Origin of the sequence: Shewanella putrefaciens, from assembly GCF_016406305.1 — a bacterium.
Lineage (GTDB): Bacteria > Pseudomonadota > Gammaproteobacteria > Enterobacterales > Shewanellaceae > Shewanella > Shewanella putrefaciens_C.
On sequence record NZ_CP066369.1, the window covers coordinates 815,931 to 838,614 of the forward strand.

Annotated in this window: 15 protein-coding genes and 1 riboswitch; of the genes, 6 read left to right on the top strand and 9 right to left on the bottom strand. The window is 48.1% G+C overall.

What is annotated here, in order from left to right:
- Nucleotides 1-148 precede the first annotated feature (148 nt).
- Nucleotides 149-1,195: a porin gene (locus JFT56_RS03565; RefSeq protein WP_198782343.1), complete on the top strand. Its 1,047-nt coding sequence runs from the start codon at nucleotides 149-151 to the stop codon at nucleotides 1,193-1,195.
- Nucleotides 1,196-1,406: 211 nt separating this feature from the next.
- Here the strand turns inward: JFT56_RS03565 and JFT56_RS03570 are convergent, their stop codons facing one another.
- From JFT56_RS03570 to JFT56_RS03590, 5 genes are all read right to left on the bottom strand, one after another.
- Nucleotides 1,407-2,108 (bottom strand): DUF3581 domain-containing protein, encoded by a 702-nt coding sequence (locus JFT56_RS03570; RefSeq protein WP_198782344.1) that lies wholly within the window; start codon nucleotides 2,106-2,108, stop codon nucleotides 1,407-1,409.
- Nucleotides 2,109-2,303: 195 nt separating this feature from the next.
- Entirely contained in the window at nucleotides 2,304-2,537 is a 234-nt protein-coding gene (locus tag JFT56_RS03575) for a hypothetical protein (RefSeq protein ID WP_198782345.1), read from the bottom strand.
- A 150-nt stretch (nucleotides 2,538-2,687) separates the two neighbouring features.
- Nucleotides 2,688-3,812 carry a lipocalin-like domain-containing protein gene (locus JFT56_RS03580; protein ID WP_233095595.1) on the bottom strand — a complete coding sequence of 375 codons (1,125 nt, stop codon included), beginning with the start codon at nucleotides 3,810-3,812 and terminating at the stop codon, nucleotides 2,688-2,690.
- A gap of 44 nt (nucleotides 3,813-3,856) precedes the next feature.
- The gene (locus JFT56_RS03585) at nucleotides 3,857-6,415 is read right to left on the bottom strand and encodes an FtsX-like permease family protein (RefSeq protein ID WP_233095596.1); all 2,559 of its coding nucleotides are present in this window, start codon (nucleotides 6,413-6,415) and stop codon (nucleotides 3,857-3,859) included.
- Nucleotides 6,416-6,475: 60 nt separating this feature from the next.
- Complete coding sequence (locus JFT56_RS03590) at nucleotides 6,476-7,201, bottom strand: ABC transporter ATP-binding protein (protein WP_198782348.1); 726 nt, start codon at nucleotides 7,199-7,201, stop codon at nucleotides 6,476-6,478.
- Nucleotides 7,202-7,638: 437 nt separating this feature from the next.
- Nucleotides 7,639-7,770: riboswitch (glycine riboswitch) on the top strand.
- A 246-nt stretch (nucleotides 7,771-8,016) separates the two neighbouring features.
- On the opposite strand from JFT56_RS03590, the gene JFT56_RS03595 reads away from it, so the two are divergent.
- From JFT56_RS03595 to JFT56_RS03605, 3 genes are all read left to right on the top strand, one after another.
- Entirely contained in the window at nucleotides 8,017-9,375 is a 1,359-nt protein-coding gene (locus tag JFT56_RS03595; protein WP_198782349.1) for an alanine/glycine:cation symporter family protein, read from the top strand.
- Nucleotides 9,376-9,506: 131 nt separating this feature from the next.
- Nucleotides 9,507-14,837, top strand: a complete 5,331-nt coding sequence (locus JFT56_RS03600) for a PAS domain S-box protein (protein WP_198782350.1) — start codon at nucleotides 9,507-9,509, stop codon at nucleotides 14,835-14,837.
- Nucleotides 14,838-14,954: 117 nt separating this feature from the next.
- Nucleotides 14,955-15,971 carry a response regulator gene (locus tag JFT56_RS03605; protein WP_198782351.1) on the top strand — a complete coding sequence of 339 codons (1,017 nt, stop codon included), beginning with the start codon at nucleotides 14,955-14,957 and terminating at the stop codon, nucleotides 15,969-15,971.
- A gap of 62 nt (nucleotides 15,972-16,033) precedes the next feature.
- Here JFT56_RS03605 and ygfZ read toward each other — a convergent pair whose 3' ends face one another.
- Together ygfZ and serA are read right to left on the bottom strand one after the other, a co-directional pair.
- Complete coding sequence (gene ygfZ, locus JFT56_RS03610) at nucleotides 16,034-16,996, bottom strand: tRNA-modifying protein YgfZ (protein WP_198782352.1); 963 nt, start codon at nucleotides 16,994-16,996, stop codon at nucleotides 16,034-16,036.
- Nucleotides 16,997-17,134: 138 nt separating this feature from the next.
- Nucleotides 17,135-18,364 carry a phosphoglycerate dehydrogenase gene (gene serA, locus JFT56_RS03615; protein WP_198782353.1) on the bottom strand — a complete coding sequence of 410 codons (1,230 nt, stop codon included), beginning with the start codon at nucleotides 18,362-18,364 and terminating at the stop codon, nucleotides 17,135-17,137.
- A 154-nt stretch (nucleotides 18,365-18,518) separates the two neighbouring features.
- On the opposite strand from serA, the gene JFT56_RS03620 reads away from it, so the two are divergent.
- Together JFT56_RS03620 and JFT56_RS03625 are read left to right on the top strand one after the other, a co-directional pair.
- Nucleotides 18,519-19,127 carry a DUF2238 domain-containing protein gene (locus JFT56_RS03620; protein ID WP_198782354.1) on the top strand — a complete coding sequence of 203 codons (609 nt, stop codon included), beginning with the start codon at nucleotides 18,519-18,521 and terminating at the stop codon, nucleotides 19,125-19,127.
- A 648-nt stretch (nucleotides 19,128-19,775) separates the two neighbouring features.
- Nucleotides 19,776-20,441 (top strand): helix-turn-helix transcriptional regulator, encoded by a 666-nt coding sequence (locus JFT56_RS03625; RefSeq protein WP_198782355.1) that lies wholly within the window; start codon nucleotides 19,776-19,778, stop codon nucleotides 20,439-20,441.
- A gap of 147 nt (nucleotides 20,442-20,588) precedes the next feature.
- Here JFT56_RS03625 and JFT56_RS03630 read toward each other — a convergent pair whose 3' ends face one another.
- Nucleotides 20,589-22,097: a curlin gene (locus tag JFT56_RS03630; RefSeq protein WP_198782356.1), complete on the bottom strand. Its 1,509-nt coding sequence runs from the start codon at nucleotides 22,095-22,097 to the stop codon at nucleotides 20,589-20,591.
- A 14-nt stretch (nucleotides 22,098-22,111) separates the two neighbouring features.
- Nucleotides 22,112-22,531 (bottom strand): curlin, encoded by a 420-nt coding sequence (locus JFT56_RS03635; RefSeq protein WP_198782357.1) that lies wholly within the window; start codon nucleotides 22,529-22,531, stop codon nucleotides 22,112-22,114.
- Between the last annotated feature and the right edge of the window lie 153 nt (nucleotides 22,532-22,684).

A 22,684-nucleotide genomic window follows, 5' to 3' on the forward strand; every position in this document is an offset into this window, starting at 1 on the left:
CCAAAAATATGATCTGCGCCACAGCCTGCGAGTCGTAAAACTGTAAAAATCGGCGGCAACTTTGTTACCGATTTCAGTAGCAAATGTTTTAAACCACACAAAAACCATGAAAAATGGATAAGAACTTAGGTTCGAGGGAGCACAAAACATGAAAAAGACATTCATCTCTGCATCAGTTGCATCAGTACTGGCATTGGCTTCATTCGGTGCGCTAGCCGAAGGCCCAAGCTTCTATGGTCGTTTAGAGCTTGCAGTTACCAATACTGAAACCGGTGCGACTCTACAAGGTGGTACTAACGGTGTTGATCTGGGCGAAAGCGGCACTTATTTAGAAAACAACTTTTCTTTATTAGGTGTTAAAGGCACAGAAAAAATTGCCGATGGTTTCGAAGCTATCTATCAAATGGAATTCCAAGTTGAAAACACTTCAGGTACTGGTGATGTTTTCAAAGCGCGTAACACTTATTTAGGTTTAAAAACTAACGTAGGTACTGTGTTAGTCGGCCGTAACGATACCGTATTTAAACAAGCCGAAGGTAACGTCGATATTTTCGGTAACACTAACGCCGATATCGACCGTTTAGTGAGTGCACAAACCCGTAGCGCTGACGGCGTATGGTATTACTCACCAAAAATCGCAGGTTTAGTCACACTGAACGCGACTTATCTATTTGACGATAACGACACTACTGCAAAAACCTCTGAAAGCTTATATGCATTAAGTGCGACGTTAGGTGATAAAGGCTTTAAAGATCAAAACTACTATGTAGCCGTTGCCTACAACAAAGGTATTGCGGGTGTTGATGCCTACCGCGGTGTGGCTCAAGTAAAATTCGGCCAATTCAAAGTCGGTGGTTTATTCCAACAATCTGAAGACATCGTTAACAATGAAATCGACGGTAACACTTACTTCGTGAACGTTGCTTATGATCTGAACGGTGTAAACCTGAAGGCCGAATACGGTGTTGACGAAGCTGGTTTTGGTAGCTACTACAAAAACCTCGGTGGCGTTAAAGGTGCCGATGACATCAACGTTCAAAACATTAACGTAGGTGCTGATTACCGTCTATCTAAATCAACTATGGTCTATGGCCAATACGCTATGTACACAGGCGATTATAAAGATGTGGGCGGCGCAACTGTTGATCTGAAAGACGACAACGTAGTTTCTTTCGGTGTACGTTACGACTTCTAATGTCCAATAGGACATAGATGCGAGTAAATCGATATTAATCTAATGCCATTCGCTTAAGGGCGAATGGCATTTTTATTGGTTGTTCTTGAGCGGAAGTGAGTGATTAGCTGTGACTTACTGTTAGCTGTAACTTACTGTTAGCTGTAACTTACTGTTAGCTGTGACTTACTGGAAGTGACTTGCCGAAAGAGCCTAGCTTAATCCTACGCCATTAGAAGTCAGTCTTACGACCTTCATAGTTTGCGCACATTTGCTGAGCCAGAACCTCATCATAGGGGCGCAGGCCACTCATCACTAATGTCTTAATGCCTGTACCTACTAAGGTTTCACCACTGTGCAATTCAAAGTGCAGGGTCACATCACCACGTTTACCATCGATCTGCAGATCTTGACCCACTAGGGATAGGGTGACTTCTACAAAATCGAGGGTGCTGAGATCGAAGGACATGCTTTCGTAAATCACTAAGGGTCGTTCTGGGTTGATCATCACTTGATGCTGTTTCATCAGGGGGATCAAGATATCAATAAAGTTGTGCCCAGAAAACGCGACATAATTGCGGATAAAGGATTCTGTCTGCGCATCGCAGCAACTGACATCACCTTGGCGGGTTACATTCAAATAGGTTTTATCGCGGTTATCACAAATCGAAAAATGCGCATTGACTTGCTCCGGGAATTGCAGCTCAACACCATCTCCTACCATACCTGCAAAGCTAAACTTCATGCTTTGGCTTAAGCCATACTGGGTTAATACTAAGGCAAACAGCAAATCACCCGGCACACAAAAACGCTTAGCACCCACGTCGTGAATGGGGTTAAAGTCCTGCGCAATTTTCTTCGCGAAGTCACTGGCTTGTTGGGCTGAAACGGAAATAGCTTGATTTTGCTTGGAAAAATAAGGCGCTAGAAACATATAAACTCTATTTAAAATGGCTCAAGATAAGGATTGATAACAAATTTATCACGAGTCTACCTTAATTTAGGTATTTAACTCACCCGATGACTTGAGTGCAATAAGGCCGTACAAAGTAACATTATGGTGATATTTGTAAAGCCAATCGGGTGTGGGTTGTGGTTATTCCGCGTGATATCACCACGGGCCTGTGTGCTAAGAAACCCTATCCAATTCGCGCTTTAATTGAAAACCATCATCCGTCACTAACTGTTCTAACACTTCAATTCGGCGACGTAGGGTTTCTAACTCGGCCCTTAATGCTTGGTTTTCTGCGGCTTGTGCATTATTTGCCATGCTTTGCTTCCCGCGAATTTTCATAATTGCCACTATATAGCCACCGACAATGGCAAATATGGGGATAAGTAAGGCGAGTGTTCCGGTATTCATAATAGGATTCCTTTATCTATTGGGGCATGGTTATTCGCTGAGTCTGAATGGTCATCAGAGCATGAAAATAAGTATGCTCAAGTTAACGCTAATCCACCAGTGACAAAAGTCACTCTATTTTGACTCTGTTGTTACCCTGTTTAGCAGATATTAATAGCCCGTCAGTTCCATATAACCCGTGCCTGTATGGCTGCCAAGGATCTCTACCGGGCCTTCCCAATAAGAGGTCGATAGCGGCATAGCGCTATTAGGATTGAGCGGCGTGATAGTGAGACTGATATTCTCACTGGGGATGTTAACTTGCCAACTGACGGGATAGTCGCCATTGACTGTGTGTTGCCATTTGAGTGGCGTCATCTGAATGTCATTGGGATTGCTGCTGGAGTTGATATTGCGCCCCGTGCCATCGGCAAACATTCTTCTGGCGCTATAAAAGGCCGAGATAGGCGCATTCTTTGAGGCCTCTGCCTGCGATTGATCCCGCAATTGAAACAACATCAGCGCCGAGCCATCGTTTAATCTGAGCGCGAACCAATCCCAGCCCTGTTGCGTTTTAGTGAGAAATTGCGAGCTCCATTCCCTGTCGAGCCAGCCTTGGCCCGTGACTCGCTCCACTTTACCATTGCGGTTGATTTCACCAGTGATTTCAATAAAAGGTTGGCTGTAATAATAAGACGCCACTTGGCCGTCGCGGCTCTTGATGCTGTAGCCCTGTTCACCTTGGTATTGCAATGGCGCTTGGCTATTGAGCTTAAGTCGGTAACTAAAATCAGGGTTCTCCACCGTTAATGTGGCGGGAAATAATTCCTCCGATTCGCTTTGCCATTGCCAGTTATCTAAGTGAATGCGATAGGGACTGGCCGTTATACTTGCCAGTTCAGTGTGGCCGCGTGACCATTTTTCGTGGGCAAGATGGGCGCGACTTGATGTGAGGGCGCTGTGGGCGAAATAAAGCTGCTCGCTTGCCCAGCTAGATTGACTCTGGGAGGATGATTTTTGGGGCTTAAGCGCAACCCGAAACTGAGTCCATTGGGCACCCAGTTGTTCTCCATTTTCCGTGGTTAAATTGGCCGTGAGATACCACCATTCCTGCCTAAAACCCTTGTGGGCTAAGTGATCCCGTGGAAACTCGAATTGGTAGCCTAAGACGACGGGGGAAAATGTGCTATCACTTGCATCATTTGCGGCTTGCCCTAGCACATCGGCCATAGACTTAGGGTCTGTATCTGGCGCCTTTGGTGGATGACCGCAACCCGTAACTGACAATAACAGCATTGCCAACAAGTGCAGTGTTGCCCTGTTTGATATTCTTAGCTTTATCATAGGGTTTCCTGCTGCAAACTGGAGACTAAGGGTTTACGGGTTTGCCAATACAAGGGCAAGATCACGGCGAAAGTACAAGTGATTAGGGCGATAAATATCGCCTTCGCATAGGCTTGCCAATCCCAAATCATTTGTATTGTCCAGCCAAAGGCTTGCAAGGTTATTTTGTTGATAAGCAGATAGCCTAACAGCGCACCCGTTGGCATGGCGATAAGGCAAGTGATTAGCACCACAAGCAACATTTGGATAAATACCATGCTGCGTAGTTCGTTTCTGCTTACCCCGAGGGAATAGAGCCGAGCCAGTGGCGCTTGCCGTGCTTGAGTTAACATTAAACAGGCACTAAAGAGGCCAATCGCGGCGACAATCAAGGTCAAACTATTCAGCACTAAGGTTATCGAAAACGTTCTCTTAAACATGGCGATAGCTTGGGTTTTAATCTTAGTTTGGCTGTAGATCTGTGCTTGGGCTAAATCTAGCTCTGTGGCAAGTTGCATTTGAAGTTGCTCAAGCTCAGCCTCATTAAGCTTGCTGTGTTTATCTTTGCCATAAAAACTTGCCGCGAGGCTAATGGGGAGTCTGGGCAACTGTGCTTGTTGCCAGAGCCCATGGCTGATGATGACTTCGTTGCGAGTATTGCCGTGGTCATAGTAAATCCCTGCAATAACGACTCGGTTACTCGATGTGTTATTAAGTACATCTAAGGTGACAGTGTCGCCAAGTTGCAACTGATATTTGATGGCGAGGGGCTCGCTCACTAGGATAACGGGGGCGTTAAAGTAGGATTGCCACAATGTGGGCAGGCTTTCCTTCAGGGCGCTGGTGTGGCGAATCGAATAGTCATCACGGCTCAGTAGGTTTATTGGAATTGTTAGCTCACTCGGATTATCCGTTGATGCTGGCAGTGAAAGCTGGGCTTCAATCTGCCATTGCTGATAAAGACCGCTGACTCTGGGATCCTGCATCAGTTGGGTTTGAATCGCATCTATGCGCTGGCTCGGTGGGCGGATATAGAGATCGGCATGCAAGCGGGTTTCTAGCCAAGTCCGTAGGGTTTGCTCAAAGCTACCCACTAAGGTATTCATCGACACATTGGCACTGAGCGCCAGTAAAATGGCCATCATAGCCAAGGAGAGCGGCGCGATAAGCTCGCGGGTTTCGGCGAGCAGATATTGCCATAATCCTGGGCGAGCTAAGGGCATTAGACCATTTACCCCCCAATGGAGTAACTGCGGCAATAATAGCGGAATAGCAACAGTGACGACTCCCAGTAATACTAGGCTGATATTGTAACTCTGGCTGAAGGGGAACAATATTGCGGCAAGGCATAATAGGCCACAGGCGATAACAAATTGCCGACTATGGATCTTACTGTGTGCCAGCGTTTGTTGATAGCGGTTCGCACCTTGGGCGAGGGATTGGCGGGTTAAGTCTATATACAAAGGCAGGCAAGCGGCTAAGGCGGCAGCTAACGTGAGGCCGATGGCCTGCACCAGCCAAGCCCATTGCCAGACGCCCGGCAGTAAGTGGGCGCCATACATTTGTTCCAATGTCATCGACACCATAGGTTGTAACCAGTGGCTGAGTTGTAAGCCTAGGATAAAGCCGATAGTCGAGCCTAAAACGACGAGGGCCGTCAATTCCGCCAGCAGTGCCCCCATGATCACTCGACGTTCTATGCCTTGCTGCAGTAGCTGGATAAGTAGTTTTTGGCGTTTCATCAAGCTGTAACGCACCCCGTTGTAGGCGATAAAGAGGCCGACCACAAAGGCGAGCATACTCATGGCGTTGAGATTTAAATGAAAACTGCGGGTGAGTGCCATTAGGGCTTGGCCCTGATCCTGCTGACTAAAACTGGCTTGTTGCGGTGTAATGCCAAGCTTTTCGAGGCGATTTTTTACCTCCGCCAGTTTATCCCTGTCACTGAATAGGGCGATATAGCTGAGTTTTCCCTGTAAACCTAGCAGGGCTTGGGCGAGGGAAATATCTGCCAAGATAGCGCTGCCAAGGCCCCATTTATCATCGATACTGAAAACCTTCAGCGTGAGGTGCGCCAGTTCAAGCTCGCCCTTGGGGGCAATTTTAGACGCTAAACTGTGGCCCATAATAACCAGAGGTTCGCCGCTGAGTAACTCACCAAGCGGTAGCTCCCCAAGGGAAACGCTTTCATCTATGTCCGATTTTTTTTGAGCTTGCCTTAGCGTAAGGGCGGCGATTAAATCGCTGCCTTCAATCTGCCAGTATTGTCCATCCTTGCCTGCGACTCGGCCGTTGACCACGGCAAGGCTTTGGCTAAATCCAGCTTGCCTTAGGGCGAAATACACCGATTCCTGTAGACTCTCCTGCCCCAAGGGTGCTGTGAGTAGGACGTCCGCCCTTTGGCTTAAGAGTTCGGTGGCCTCGCTATAACTGCGGATGGCATTGTCATTCGTGGCTTTTACGCCGATAAGTAAGGTGACCGCCAGAGCGATACCGAGCAAGGTGGCCCCCGCCTGTAGCGGGGAGTTGCGATAGTGGGCAAAAAATATCCTAAGACTCAGTAGGATACGTTGCATCGAACCGCTTCGAGAGGCGATGAAAGGGTAATGCCAAGCCGATTGCCGCATTGCCGCTCCTTATCCGTAAATCGCCACGGCGCCGTGGGATAAGTGCCAACGTTTTTGCATAAAGGCGGCGCATTCTTCACTGTGGGTGACCATCAAAATACTGGTTTGGCTTTCTTGGGCAAGCTCACACAGCAGCGCCATCACTTGCTTACCCGAGACATCATCTAAGTTACCCGTAGGTTCATCGGCGAGCAGTAGACTGGGTTTATGGGCTAAGGCACGGGCGATGGCGACCCGCTGTTGTTGACCACCGGACAGGGCTTCCACTTGGCGGTGAAGTAGTAGTGTTAGCCCAAGCTTTTCAACCAGATAGTCACACCAGGCTGACCACGGCTGCGCCGTTAAACTTAAGGAAAACGCGATATTGTCCTTCACATTGAGGGGTGTGAGTAAGTTAAATTGCTGGAATACGACCCCTAGGGAATTGCGCCTAAAACGGCTCCAATCTTTGTCTTGCCAAGTTGCAGTGGACGCTTGATCGAGTAGGATCTCCCCCGAGTCTGGCATTTCAAAACCGGCGATCAGGTTAAGCAAAGTGCTCTTACCGCTGCCACTGGGGCCCGTGAGTGCCACGGTTTCCCCCCTGTTGATTTGCAGTTCGACCGCATGCAGCACTTGATGATATTGCTCGCCATCGCGAAAGCCCTTACTGACTTGGTTAAGCCTAGCGACGGGGTGAAGCTTGTCGACAGGATTTACCGTGGCGACAGGATGTAGTGTGGCGATGTCGGCCATTGAGCAAAACTCCCCTATGCAGTTGTGGTTAACAAGATTAGACGCAGTGAAGCTAATCTAGCATTGCCAGCCTATGTTTAACATAAAGCATTTTTTATTCAGATAGATACTGATTTTTGCGCTAAAGGGATCATCAAAGGATTTAAAAAACACAAGCCGTATCTGCTGTAAAAAACATCAATTGAATGACCTCTTGCCTGAACTGTGAGCAAATGGGCTTGAGCTATTGGATGCTTTATTGCATGCTGTGCGCCCTGTTAGCTTGAGTGCAAGACTCAAGCTAACAATCCGTTCGGATGAAGGTAGCAGGAGAGTGGGGATTTAACCCCACACCGACGAGGCAACTTTGGTTTTATTGACGGGACGCTTTTATCGAAGCGAGTCTTCCAATAAAAACAAAGCACTCTTTCAGGTGCCGTAAGGCGTGGACTGTTACTGGACGAGCCTCTGGAGAGACTACCAATTGCACTTAACTAAAAAGGTGCAATCAGGTGGCGCCGAAGGCGAAAGTGTCGAGGGTTATTAACCAGCGGCGCGAAACGCTCAGGCAAAAGGACAGAGGAGAGGATGACTGCACAGTCCCTGTCGTTTGTCGTCGTGGGCTATTTTTATCTTTGCTGATGATGGCGCGCTTTTGCATCCATCCAAAGCACTCGTATAGAGCATTCTGGCTACGCCTTTCGCGTTCAGCTTGGGTGGATCTCAGTCGAGAACGGGTCAAAGTAGTTTGCAATTGCGTCCGACTGCGGCGCGTCACAGCCATTTCTTTTCCTCCTCCGTTTATTAATTTTGTTGTTTAATATTCGAGGAATATCATGAGTTTTCAAGCTTTACTTGCCAGCATCAATGGCATTGTCTGGGGCCCTATCACCCTCTGTTTGCTGGTGGGCACAGGGATTTATCTCACCGTGCGTCTCAAGCTTATCCAAGTGTTTCGTCTGCCTATGGCGCTGGGATTATTGTTCAAACCGGCAAAAGGTCATGGGGATTTATCTTCCTTCGCCGCGCTTTGTACTGCGCTGTCCGCCACCATAGGCACGGGCAATATTGTCGGGGTGGCGACCGCGATCAAAATGGGTGGCCCTGGGGCGTTATTTTGGATGTGGCTGGCGGCATTTTTCGGTATGGCGACTAAATATGCCGAGTGTATGCTCGCGGTAAAATACCGCACTACCGATGCCCGCGGGCAGATTGCCGGTGGCCCTATGTATTATATCGAGCGCGGCTTAGGCATGTCTTGGATGGCGAAATTGTTTGCGCTCTTTGGGGTTGGTGTGGCTTTTTTCGGGATCGGGACTTTTGCACAGGTCAACGCCATCAGCGATGCGCTGACGATTGCCTTTGAGGTGCCGACTTGGTTGACCGCGGCCGTGCTGACTCTGTTCGTTGCCGCCGTGACCTTGGGTGGGGTTAAGCGGATTTCCAATGTGGCGCAAAAGCTAGTGCCTGCCATGTCTATTGGTTATGTGCTGGCCTGCGTGTGGATCTTAGTCGGTTTTTACGAGCAGATTTTACCCGCCTTAGGCTTAGTGATTGAGTCGGCCTTTACGCCACTCTCGGCGGCAGGCGGATTTTTAGGGGCGACGGTTGCCCAGGCCATACAAATCGGGATTGCCCGCGGAGTATTTTCCAATGAGTCAGGTCTTGGCAGCGCGCCCATTGCCGCAGCCGCGGCTAAGACCAATGAACCCGTTGAGCAAGGTTTGGTCAGCATGACGGGCACCTTCTTCGATACCATTATCATTTGTACTATGACGGGCTTAGTGCTGATCATCACTGGGGTATGGAGCGGTGAAACCGCCGGTGCTGCCATGACCAGCGCCGCATTTGCCCTTGGTGGCTCAGCCCTTGTAGGCCAGTATTTGGTCACTATTGCGCTCGTTTGTTTTGCCTTTACCACCATTTTAGGCTGGCACTATTATGGCGAGCGCTGTTGGTATTACTTAGTCGGTGAGCGCGGTTTACGCTTGTATCAGGTCATGTTTTTAGTGCTGATCGCGGGGGGGGCTTTTATTAAACTCGATGTGATTTGGCTGTTGGCGGATACGGTTAATGGCTTGATGGCGATCCCTAATTTGATCGCGATTGTGGGCTTGAGGCAGGTGATCATTGCCGAGACTCAGAGCTACTTTGCTCGCATCTTGCCAAACTCTGCGTTAGAGACGGTTTATTAATGTTTTGAAAACAACATATTAGTTCACATTATTTTAACTTTCTGATTGTCGCCACCGGGTTCTTCGTTTACTTTATTAAGTGCTGTTTAAAAAATGTGTACTTTTAAACGTTGGGACTTTGGGGCGACGCCATGGACAGAAGTAAACTTCGTACCTTTCGCAGCAGGATTTTATCGCATATTGCCCTGCCGTTGATTTTAATTATGACGGGGGTATATGGCGTTAATGCTTGGTTTAATTATGTCTCCGCTGAAAAACATCTCTACGAGAATTTGACGCAGGAAGCGGACGATTTAGCCTACCGCCTGCAGTTTCTACTGGATCACGCCCAAGCCAATACTCAGAGTTTGTCGGATTTTATTGGTTTTTTATCGAGTAAAGATGAAATCAACAATGCCGAAAGATTAAAGTGGGTGTTGACGAAGCGATTGGAGCGTAATCCCGCCTTTTTCGGCACCGCTGTCGCCTTTAAACCGAATACCTTCCCAGACCGAAAACTCTTTTCTCCCTATGTTTACCGTGAAGGTAATGAACTGAATTACCTCGATATTGGCGCCACAGGCTACGACTACACCGATGGTAATTGGGATTGGTGGAGCAATGCGATTAACCAAGTGGGCGGTTATTGGTCAAAGGCCTATTTCGATGAGGGTGCTGGCAATACCCTGATGGTCACTTACTCGGCTCCCTTTGGGATCGGGGGCGACTACTCTGGGGTTGCAACTGTGGATTTAGCCTTAGATCAACTGCCCAACCAATTGGGGGTAGCACCCAATAGACTTGTGATATTAGATGAGCAAAATCGACTTATTTTTCACATGGATAAGGATAAAATTCTCGAGGCAACATCGACCCGCTGGCTCGATAAGCACGCCAAGAAAAATCAAGCGTTTTGGGCTCTGCTAGAACAAAGCCTCACTGGGCAAGCAAGCTTTATTGATGACAAAGGCATAGTCTATCTTGCCAGTCTGGCAACCGTGCCTAAGCTGCAATGGCGGGTGCTCGTGATGGTGCCGCAGCAGGAGTTATTTACCTTAATGCACGATGATATTGCCTCTATCGTGCTAAACCTTAGCCTGTTAACTCTGCTGCTGTTATTGACCTGTTACATAGCCGCCAAACGCCTGACCCGTCCATTGGAATTGCTCGAATCCGGTATCTTGGCCTTTGGCCAAGGTAAAGCGCAGCAGCTTGTTATTCCCCCTGGCGCCGTCAGTGAAATTGTCACTCTGAGCCACACCTTTAACCAGATGGCCGAGTTACTGGCCGAACGTGAACAGGCGATACTCGATTCCCGTGGCAATCGTTTTGCCCGTTTGATCGATGGCATGAGCGAAAAGTCCTTCTACTGTTCACTCGACCCCACGGGGCAGTTGGCTCAAGTGAGTGAGGGCGTGACTAAGGTGCTGGGGATCTCTCCTGATCTCTTAAAGCGCAAATATCAAAGGCTTTTCTCGGCCAATCCCCTTAATGAAAAAAACTGGGAATACACGGATTTAGCATTAAAAGGCCAAAATGTCCCTTCGCATCAGGTTGAAATGCTCGATGGTGAAGGCCACCCAAGAAGACTCGATGTCTTTATGCAGCCCTTAGTCTCAGAGACGGGCGAATTAATGTCGGTGGAGATGTTATTTACCGATGTTACCGAGCAATTTTCAGCTGCCGCTTGGTCTAATGCCGTGCTGGAGGCGGCACCCGAGGCCATGCTGATTGTCGACCAAGCGGGTAAGATAGTGTTTACAAACACCCGCTGCCAGCAGCTCTTCGGTTATGACTTGCAGGCCATGTTGGGCATACAGGTTGAAACCTTATTGCCCGAAGCCTTGGGCAATATACAGAGTCGCGATAAGTTGCTCGAGAGGCGTGCGCGCTCCGACAATGCGCGCCATGTGCGCGCCTTAAAGGCCGATGGTAGCGAGTTTGTCGCCGAAATCGCCTTGAGTATGCTCCCCGCAGATATCAATGGTAGCCGACAGGTGGCTGCATCCATCCGGGATATGACCCAAAAAATAGCGGTTGAGCAAAAAATTCGCGACAGTGAACTGCGTTTCCGAGGGCTAGTCACCAATATTCCTGGCGCCGTATATCGCACTCGGATCGGTGATGTATGGGTCATGGAATATATCAGCGACAATATCGCTGATATTACCGGCTACGCCGCAAGCCAATTTATTGAGAACCGCCAACGCACATTTGCCTCCTTGATTTTGGAGGAGGATCTTGCCCTGTGCCATAGCCATATCGACAGGGCGCTGGCACAACAGGAAACCTTCGAGGTGGAATACCGTATTCGCCACCGCGATGGCAGCATTCGTTGGGTGCACGAAAAAGGTAAGGCAAGTTACAACGAGGACGGTTTCCCCCTTTGGTTTGATGGCAGTATCGATGATATTACCGAAAGTAAACTCGCCTTAGTCGAGCTTGAAGCCTCGCGTCTGCAACTGACGAATATCACTGATTCTGTCCCTTGTATCGTATACCAACTGCGGTGGCATTCGCCCTCGGACCGCGCATTTACCTTCATGTCTTCAGCCGCTATCTATACGTTGGGGTTGCACCGCGATGATTTGATGAATGACTTCAATATCATTGCCGAGCGGATCTTCGATGAAGAGCGTCCCGATGTTGTGCTGGCGCTGGCGGGCAAGAGCGATGATAAGCTGCAATGGTTACGTGAGTTCCGCTACCGTCACCCTAATGGCAGCACTCGTTGGTTGGAGGCGGGTGCCAGTGGTCATATGATGCAAGACGAGTCAATCATTTGGAATGGTTATTTGATGGACATTACCGAACGTAAAGCGATTGAAGAAGAGCTTGCGGTCAGTGAAGCCCACTTTAAGGCGCTGTTCGATGGTGCGACCATTGGCATAGTGAACGTGGATGTTAAAGGCGTGATCCTCGATTGCAATGAGCAATTCTGTGAGGATCTGGGCCAGAGCCGAGATGAGCTGCGTAATACGCCAATTTTCGAGGTGCTTAATCCGAATGATAAAGAGATTGCTAAGGCTCAGTTTAAGAGGTTGGTCGAGGGCGAGATCGATCATTACCGTGGTGAACGCCGCTTTATTCATCCCTCGGGCAAACCTTTGTGGATGACAGTCAATGTGTCGGCACTCTTGGACAGTCAAGGGCAGTTTGACTCAGCGGTCATGAGCATGGTCGATATGACTGAGCTTAAATTGCTGTCGGACCAATTGCTGGTCGCCAAGGAAGAGGCCGATGCAGCCAGTAAGGCTAAGGGGGATTTCCTTGCCAATATGTCCCACGAAATTCGTACGCCCATGAATGCCATTATCGGTATGTCACAGCTGTGCTTGCAGACCGAGCTTGATAAGAAGCAAAAAAACTATGTGGAAAAAATAGAGCGGGCTTCGCAATCTTTGCTCTCGATTATCAATGATATCCTCGATTTTTCTAAGATCGAAGCGGGTAAGCTCGATATAGAATCTGTGCCATTCCAGCTCGACACTATGCTGGAGGACCTCAGTGATATGTTCTCTGAAAAAGCCGCCCATAAGCAGCTGGAGTTGCTATTTGCCGTCGCCCCCAATGTGCCTCGGCACCTATTTGGCGACTCACTGCGTTTGGGCCAAGTGCTGATTAACTTGATGAATAACGCGATTAAGTTTACTGAGCGTGGCGAAGTGTTGTTGTCGTTAAACTTAGTCGAGCAGCAAAACGACGATGTAACCCTGCGCTTTAGCATACGGGATAGCGGGATAGGGTTAACCGATGAGCAGCAAGCCAAATTATTCAAATCCTTTAGTCAGGCGGATACGTCCACTACACGTAAATACGGTGGTACAGGCCTAGGTTTAGCTATCTGTAAGCAGTTAGTCGAGCTGATGGGGGGCAGTATTGGGGTTGAGAGCCAGTTTGGGCATGGCAGTACTTTCTACTTCACTGTGAAATTACAAATCTCGAGCGGTCAAAAATTAGCTGTAGGTCAAGAGCTTGAAGGTATGTCTGTGCTAGTGGTCGACGACAATGCGACCGCAAGGGACATAATGCGAACCACCCTCGAGGGGATGGGCTTCTTGGTCGATACGGTGCGCTCGGGGGAAGAGGCCGTTAATCGCTGCGCTCAGCAAGACTATGCGGTGGCATTGATCGACTGGAAAATGCCGGATTTAGATGGTTTAGATACGGCACGGCAAATCCAACAACAGACAAAAACACCGCCTCGGATCTTGATGGTATCGGCCCATGCGAATCAAGAGTTTTTAACCCAGATAGAACAGCTGGGTCTAGCGGGATATATCAGTAAGCCCATTAGCGCCTCACGCCTGCTCGATGGCATTATGAACGCACTCGGCCGCGCGGGAGTTCTGCCTGTTAGGCGGCATAATGAGGCGCTCGATCCTCAGATCCTATTGCCCCTTAAGGGTAAGCGTATCCTCTTGGTCGAAGATAATGAGATGAATATTGAGGTGGCGACCGAGTTTTTAGAACAAGTCGGGATTATTTTATCCATAGCAACCAACGGTCAAATTGCCTTAGATAAGTTAACACAGCAGAGTTTTGACTTAGTGCTGATGGATTGCCAGATGCCGGTTATGGACGGTTACCAAGCCACTAAGGCATTGCGGCACCGCCCTGAGCTTGCCGAGCTGCCCGTGATCGCTATGACGGCAAACGCGATGGCAGGTGACAAGGAAATGTGTATTCGCGCTGGAATGAACGATCATATCGCCAAGCCTATCGAAGTGAACATTCTCTACCTGACGCTGCTTAAGTATCTGGCGGCGGATAGCCATGCGATGATCAATACGGACACTGGCAATGTTAATGGCACAGGCGGCACTGGCAGCAAAATACAGGGCGGCGAGGCTAAAGCCAGCAATACCGATCTTGCATCAGTTGTGAAGTGGCCGGAGCATCCCGAATTGGATATCGATAGGGGATTACAGCTAGTACAAAATTCCAGTCGTTTATATCAACGAATATTTGAGCGTTTTTTGAGTGGTCAACGTCATGTCGTTGAGGCGATAAATAAGGCCGTTGCCGCTAATAAACCCGAAGAGGCCGTTAGGATTGCCCATACTCTTAAGGGCTTAGCAGGCAATTTAAGTTCGACTAAGTTAGCCGAGCTTGCCCGTCAGCTAGAATTACACTTGAGTGAAGGTAGCCCATACCAGGCCGAACTTGATCAAATTCAAGTACTAGTGGCATCGATTTGTGAGGCCATAGAGAAAGTTAACTCGGATTCTGGGGCTGAAGATACGCCAACGGACGAAACGGATCTGTTACCTCCAGCATCTTTGAGCGCGGCGCTAAAACGATTGCGCCAAAGTCTAGAGGACGCTGATTCCCAGGCCGTAGCGCAAATTGATGCATTAAAACCCCAAGTGAGTGCTCAGTTATGGCGGCAGTTAAGCCCCGCACTGACTATGATCAATCAATATCAGTTCGATGAAGCGGTCGATTTGATTGATGAGGTTATCGCTGAATTAGCGCTGTAGTTTACGGATAAAGCCTGCAGCACATGGGTCTATCCCCAAACAACCAGAAGATGCTGAAACTCGTATCTTGAGGCAGTTTGGGTATAAATAAGAGCACAGAGTGAGGTGAAGTTGAACATGGAAAAGGCAACGATCTTAGTCGTCGATGATACCCCTGAGAACATCGATATCTTAGTGGGAATTCTTGGGGACGACTATAAAGTCAAAGTGGCTATCGATGGACCAAGGGCGTTGGCGCTGGTGGCAAAAGCACAGCCAGATCTGATATTGCTCGATGTCATGATGCCGGGCATGAATGGCTACGAGGTGTGTAAGCTGCTAAAACAGGAGCCGCTGACCTGCCATATTCCAGTGATTTTTGTGACCGCACTATCCGAGATAGCCGACGAAACCCAAGGATTTGAACTGGGCGCAGTGGATTACATCACTAAGCCTGTGAGCGCCCCAATAGTGAAGGCAAGGGTGAAAACCCATCTCGCGTTATACGATCAAAAACGTCTCCTTGAACAACAGGTTAAAGAGCGTACCCAGGAGCTTGAAGATACTCGATTCGAGATTATTCGCCGCCTAGGTCGCGCCGCCGAATATAAAGATAACGAAACGGGCTTGCACGTAGTGCGCATGAGTCACTATGCACGTTTACTCGCCATCAAGCTGGGCCTGCCAAGCAGCTTCTGCGACATACTCTATAATGCGGCGCCAATGCATGATATCGGCAAAATCGGTACCCCAGATGCCGTGCTTAAAAAGCCCTGTAAGCTGGATGGGGAAGAATGGAAAATTATGCAGCAACATGCGGCCATAGGTGCTGAAATTATCGGTGAGCATAGTGATCCCTTATTACAAATGGCTCGCCGTATCGCCTTGACCCACCACGAAAAATGGGATGGTTCAGGTTATCCCAATGGGTTAGTGGAGGAGGAGATCCCCATAGAGGGACGAATCACCGCCATTGCGGATGTGTTTGATGCGCTCACATCCCAGCGTCCCTACAAACAACCTTGGACGATTGAAGCGACAATGGAATTGCTTGAAAGCCAAGCAGGGCAGCATTTTGACCCTAAATTGGTGGAGGTATTTAAGCAAATTTTGCCAGAAGTGGTCGCCATTAGAGATACCTATCTTGAACATTAACAAACAAAAGGCGCCTTAGGCGCCTTTTCAATTCAAACTCTTGTTAGCTTAACTGCTGTAAACTATTCATCTTCGAGCGAGTAGGGCAATGCTTGAATATGTAAGCTAGATTGCTCGTCGTCTGCGAAACGCAGCTTGGCTGTATTCTCTGTGTCGTTGGCGAGCACAGCGGTTAATAGGACTTGGTTGCCACGTTGTACAAATTCGATAATCTGGCCGCCACGGCGAAAACCATCTTCCATTTCTATTTCAAGGGCCGACTCTAAACTGATTTGCAGATCAGTGTGGCCGCGCAGAATATACAAGGCGCGTTTATTGCCACCGCGATATTTCATCCGCGCTATGGTTTCTTGCCCCATGTAGCAGCCCTTGTTGAAGCTGATACCATTGACCGCTTGTAGGTTACACATCTGCGGTACGTATTGGCTGGCATGGCTAGCGGCAATATTTGGATAACCCGCTGAAATCTCTAACGCCTGCCAAGCACTGGCATCAAATACACTCTGCTGAGATTGAGCCACTAAAGTCGCTGCGGCTTCTGGGGTTAATACTAAGATAAAACGATCGGCGTCTTTTAATATCGCCCCCTGATCTACCAAGGTCAGTTCTTGGGTCACTTCGCCAAAATGCTCGCCTACGAATTGATTGGCCTGTTCGCCAGCAACTCCGAGCAGAGTCCATTCAGCGGATGCATTGCTTAAGGCCGCCTTGCTAAACACGGCATATTTTTGCAGTTGGGGTAAATCGACCTCGATAACATCCCTTGGCATTAGCATAAAGAGCGCTTCTTGAATGGCAAAGGTTCTAAAACTGGCCAACATTTTACCCTTAGGGTCGCAATGGGAGCCCCAGCGCCATTGGTTAGCGGCTAATGAGCTGATATCTGTGGTTACTTGACCATGGATAAAACTGCGGCCCTGTTCACCAACCACTTTGATAAGACCCATATGGGATAAGTTGGCAAGCATAAGTGGAGGCAAGGAAGCGTCCAGATCCCAATGGGGTGTAGAAACTGAAATAGTCATAGCGAGATCCTGAAAATGAAGACGATGTGAGAGGCTAGATTGTAACGGAATTCCTGTAGGCTCAAAAGCATAAGGCGCACATATCTTAGAATGAAATGTGCGCCTTAGGTGAAGCGAGTGTGCGAGCGATTTTACAGACTAGAAAAGCACGCGGGTACGCAATGTGCCTTCAATCGCCTTTAACTCTACCAAGGCCTCTTCGGCTTGGTGAGTGTCGACTTCCATCACCACATAACCAATCTCTGCGGTGGTTTGCAGATATTGCGCGGCAATGTTGATGCCTTTTTCCGAGAAGGCTTGGTTGATTTTGATCAGCACGCCGGGGCGGTTTTGGTGGATATGCAGTAAGCGCGAGGTGCCTTTATGCATCGGCAGTGACACTTCAGGGAAGTTAACCGCAGACACGGTCGAGCCGTTATCTGAATACTTAGCTAACTTGCCAGCGACTTCGATACCAATGTTTTCCTGGGCCTCAGCCGTGCTGCCACCCACATGCGGCGTCAGCAATACGTTGTCTAAACCACGCAGTGGGGTGATAAATTCATCGTCATTCGATTGCGGCTCGACGGGGAACACATCGATTGCGGCGCCCGCGAGGTGACGCTCTTTTAACGCAACGGTTAAGGCATCGATATCGACCACAGTACCCCGTGAGGCGTTGATAAAGATGCTGCCTTTACGCATAGCGGCAAATTCGGCGGCGCCTATCATGTCTTTAGTTTGTGGGGTTTCAGGGACGTGTAAGCTCACCACATCAGCCTGTGCCAGCAGTTGCTCCATTGAATGCACTTGCTGCGCGTTACCTAAAGGTAATTTGTCTTCGATATCGAAGAACACCACTCGCATACCTAGCGTTTCAGCCAGAATACCCAGTTGAGTACCTATATGGCCGTAACCAATCACACCTAAGGTTTTACCACGCACTTCGTAGCTGCCTGCGGCGGTCTTCATCCAGCCGCCGCGGTGGGCGATGGCGTTACGCTCAGGAATACCACGCATCAGCATAATGATCTCGCCAATCACTAACTCGGCAACACTGCGAGTGTTCGAAAATGGCGCGTTAAATACTGGGATACCAAGGGATTCGGCGGTGGCAAGATCAACTTGGTTAGTACCAATACAGAAGCAACCAATCGCGATTAACTTCTCGGCACGTTTCAGTACTTCGGCAGTTAATTGGGTACGCGAGCGCAGACCAACAAAGTGAGCATCTTTGATGGACTCGAGTAAGGCTTCGTCACCTAAAGAGGCTTTGTGATATTCGATATTGGTGTAACCTGCACGTTCAAATACATCTACCGCAGATTGGTGGACGCCTTCCAACAGCAGGATCTTGATCTTATCCTTGTCCAGCGAATGTTTCGCCATGATATGGGTACCCTCTAATTAATAGAAATGTTTCTTATGATATGCTGACAGCCTTCCGCCACCAAAGTAGCACTTTTTTTGCTCAGTGTGGAGGGCTAGATGGCTAAAGTTAATATTCTAAATTTAGAACAATATCGCATAAGAGGAAAAAACATTGAATAACAAAATCGCTTGGTGCGGTATTTACCTCTCAGTTCTGGTCTGGTCGGCGATAAAACCCGCAGATCCTTTTACGTGGTGGCTCGAAGCCTTGCCCGCATTAGTGGCGGTACCGCTATTATTTTTTACCCGTAAACGCTTTGTGCTCACACCCTTAGTCTATTTTCTTATCCTAGTTCATTGCTGTGTTTTATTTGTTGGCGCCCATTACACCTATGCCGAAGTGCCGTTGTTTGACACGCTTGCCCAGTGGATGGGGTCGGAGCGTAATAATTACGACAAGGTAGGCCATTTTGCCCAAGGCTTTATTCCTGCGCTGTTGGCGCGTGAGATCATGTTACGTAATCAAGCGGTTAAGCCAGGGGCTTGGTGCGCATTTTTGGTGACTTGTTTTGTATTGGCATTTTCGGCTTTCTATGAGTTGATTGAATGGTGGGTTGCCGCTGCAACGGGTGAGGGCGCCGAGGCCTTTTTAGGCACCCAAGGTTATGTATGGGATACCCAATCGGATATGTTTTTGGCATTAATAGGTGCGATAGTGGCATTGCTGTTGTTATCTCGCCAGCAGGATAAGCAAATCGCTAAGCTGTTGGCACATTCCTAGCCAGTTCTCTTAGCTAATGACTCTTGATATGGGAATTTATGCCCTCAAAGTGCTGACTTTTAGGGCATTACCACTCTCCAAAATACAGAACTCAATGTTAAATTTTTGTGTCAACTTTCGATTGATGTTTATCTATACCCAAGCTACCTGAAGATACGAGTTTCAGAGCGCCTAGGGTGCTTCAATTCAAGGCGCATCAATGAAAGAATGTCGGCCACCTTTTGAATTGATGCAACACGGAAGTGGAGTGCCCTAGGCGCTCCGTCCCGGCGGGTTTTAACGCACTTTATACTGCGTTGGTTATTTTTAACTTAGCCCGCTAGGTCCGCAAATAACCGCCTTGCCTAAAGTGCGTTAAATTCCCGCTGAATCCTGCATCTCCAGGTTGTTTGGGTATAGACTAAGGTGTAGTGGCTGACATCTTCTTTGTCACGGTTTAGTATTTATCACTATATAAGTGCCACGCCTTAGTGAGTTAGTCGAATGTACTATGTGTAAATAGTCATTATTAGTACATTTGGGTTATGGCATTCAGTGGGTAACTAGTCAGAATGGCTAGGTTAATGAAATGTTTGATGATGCGTTGAAGACAATTTTCATCAGTTTCATGCAAAAGAAAAACAAGTACTTTTCAGGGAGAAGAGTTAAGTGAGCACAATCAATGAGTTGGTTTTCTTACATCAAGTGGCTGCACCTTGCCATTTAGCGATACTCGCAGAGTCCATAGGGATAAAAACACGGATAGTTAAACACGCTGCTGAATTGAATTTAGATAAGAGCCCCCACAGTTTTTGCCTGATTGCGCAAAAAGGAGCGGCATTGGATAACAAAGGTATTCCTCTATTGGCGTCCCGTTTAGTGTCCCATTTTCCGGTTGCACTCTATCAAGTTGAACGCAATTCCTTAGATCAAGAGTCTGCTATGTTACTCGGCATTCGTGGTCTTTTATTTGCTGATCAGCGGATGGATTTGATGTTGACTGGGCTGCGTAAAATGGTGGCCGATGAGCTGTGGTACGATAGAACTCTACTGAGCAAAATGTTTCGCCGCGTCGTACAGAAGTTAGATGGCAATAATGAGATGCCCGCCGATACTGTGGCTATGCTGCAGATGCTAACATCCCGTGAGCGGACTATTATTCAATTCGTTTCCAGTGGCGCAAGAAATAAAGAAATCGCCCATAGATTGTGCATTAGCGAACACACAGTGAAAGCGCATATCTCTTCTATTTTCCGCAAGACCCAGTCCCGTAACCGTGTTGAGCTGTTACGTTGGGCGCAGACCTACCAAACCCATTTTGAGTTTTGCACTTAGGCGCTCTTTTTGCCGTTAAGGGGCATAATCCCATAAAAGATAAGCGATTAACTTGTTGAGTTTCATGTATAAATAAAAACGGGAACATTATAAATGTTCCCGTTTTTATTGACCGCCTTTAATCTAAAGGCGGTTTATCGATAAAGATTAGTATTGCACTACAGTCGCAACGTTCATATCACCCGATTGGGTCACGCTGATGCTGTTGTTATCACCCGCTTGCGAGCCTAACACTAAGTTATCATTGCCTGTTTGGCTGATGAGTAGGCTGTTGTTATCGCCACTGACTGCAAATGAGCTGGCTGCGAATGAACTGCCGCTATCGCCACCGACCCAGTTACCACTGCCCGATTGAGTGATTTGCGCTGCGTTTTCATCGCCTTCGATGATTAAATCGATAAGGTTCAGATCGCCATTGTGTTGCAGTGCACTCACATCGGCATTGTTGTTACCAGTAACAGTAATAATGGTTTCGTTTTGGTCGCCATCTTGTTCTACATCGACTTCGTTGTCGTTACCCGTTGCGTCGACATAAGCAAAGTTCACATCACCTTCTTGGCTGATTTCAATGCTGTTGTCTTCACCGGTTGCGAAGGCAACGAGTTCGTTGTTATCACCCTTAGAAGATAAGTCGAAGTCGTTGTCGGTGCCATAAGCGCCAAAGGTGGCGAAGTTAGTATCGCCGCGCTGTTTTAAGTCAACGTCGTTGCTATCGCCCCATACTTGGAACTCAGCACCGTTGCTGTCGCCTTTTTGCTTGATGCTGATATCGTTATCGCTGCCTTGAATATCGGCCACTAAGGTATCGCCTACGGTATTGCTGTCGCCGTCTTGGGCGATATCGACACTGTTGTCATCACCTGTCGTCATTGAAAGATACGCAGTGTTATTGCTGCCTTCTTGCTTCATAGTGATATCGTTTTCGCTACCCGCTAAGGCGTAAACAAAGCCAGTGTGATTATCACCTTTTTGGTAGATATCAACGCTGTTGTCGTTACCCGCAATGCCTTTAGCGGCACCAAAGTTATTGTTACCAATTTGCTCAACAGACACATCGTTGTTGTTGCCAACGTTCGCGGTCAGATCGAGTGCAATTAAACCCGCTTGGTTGTTATCACCGTATTGCTTGATGTCGCCATCGTTATTATCGCCTTGAACACGGAATACGGCTAAGTTGGTATCACCCTCTTGCTCTACAAAGGCACTGTTTTCATTACCAGTGATTTCAACATAGCTTTCGTTCTGTTCACCTAATTGGTTAACAGAAACCAGGTTGTCATTACCAACGACATCGTTACTGCTTTGGTTATAGAAACCATCCTGAGTCACTTCGGCTTCGTTGTTATTGCCAGTGACATTCACACTTGCCACATGCCAATCGGTTTGTTGGCTAACAGTCACATCGTTAGCATCGCCCGTTGAGTTAACTTGAGCCTCATGCCATACGCCATCCTGAAGCACTGTTGCGGTTTGGTCATTACCTGTTTGTACCAGTGTGGTGGCATTGAGCAGGCCAGTTTGAGCAACGAGTGCCTCTTGGCCTTGGCCGGTCTGGGTAACACCTATGTCGCTGACGACACTTGCTGCCAGTGCATGACCGCTTAAACCCGCCGTGATCGCTAAAGCAATTAATGACTTTTTAGCTTGTGATTTCATGTGACTCTCCCTGTTTAATATTGAGTAATTGTGATTGCAGCACCGTCTGCAATCTGCTCTATCGAAAAATTTCCGCTTCCTAGTTGGTTCAATTGCACCAGATTGTCGTTGCCAATCTGGGTAATCGAAGCCGTATTTTGAGTGCCGACTTGCAGTAGTTGGACTTCATTATCTGAACCAATCTGATTCACAAGGGCGCTGTTATCCATGCCCACTTGCGTCACATAGGCGTCGTTATTGCTACCGGATTGGAACAGTAAACTCTGATTAGCGGTTCCTTGCTGCACTAGGTCGATAAGATTATCGCGCCCAGAACGTTCCAGAAGAGCTTGCAGAGTGATTGGCAACTCGCTGACATCGGCTGCATGGGACGATGTCATACAACTACATAACAAGATGAGCAGTACCAAAAAGCGTGAATATGGATTTGGCACAAAAGACCCCTTGTATGCATAGATGTTTGGGAAGGGGCGAATATAACCCCTTCAACTCAGGCACCAAGGTACGAGTCATAGTGGGGAGAGACAATTGGCCGAAAGGGTATTTATTTACCTCAGTGTGAGTTAAATCTCAGCGGGATTATCTAT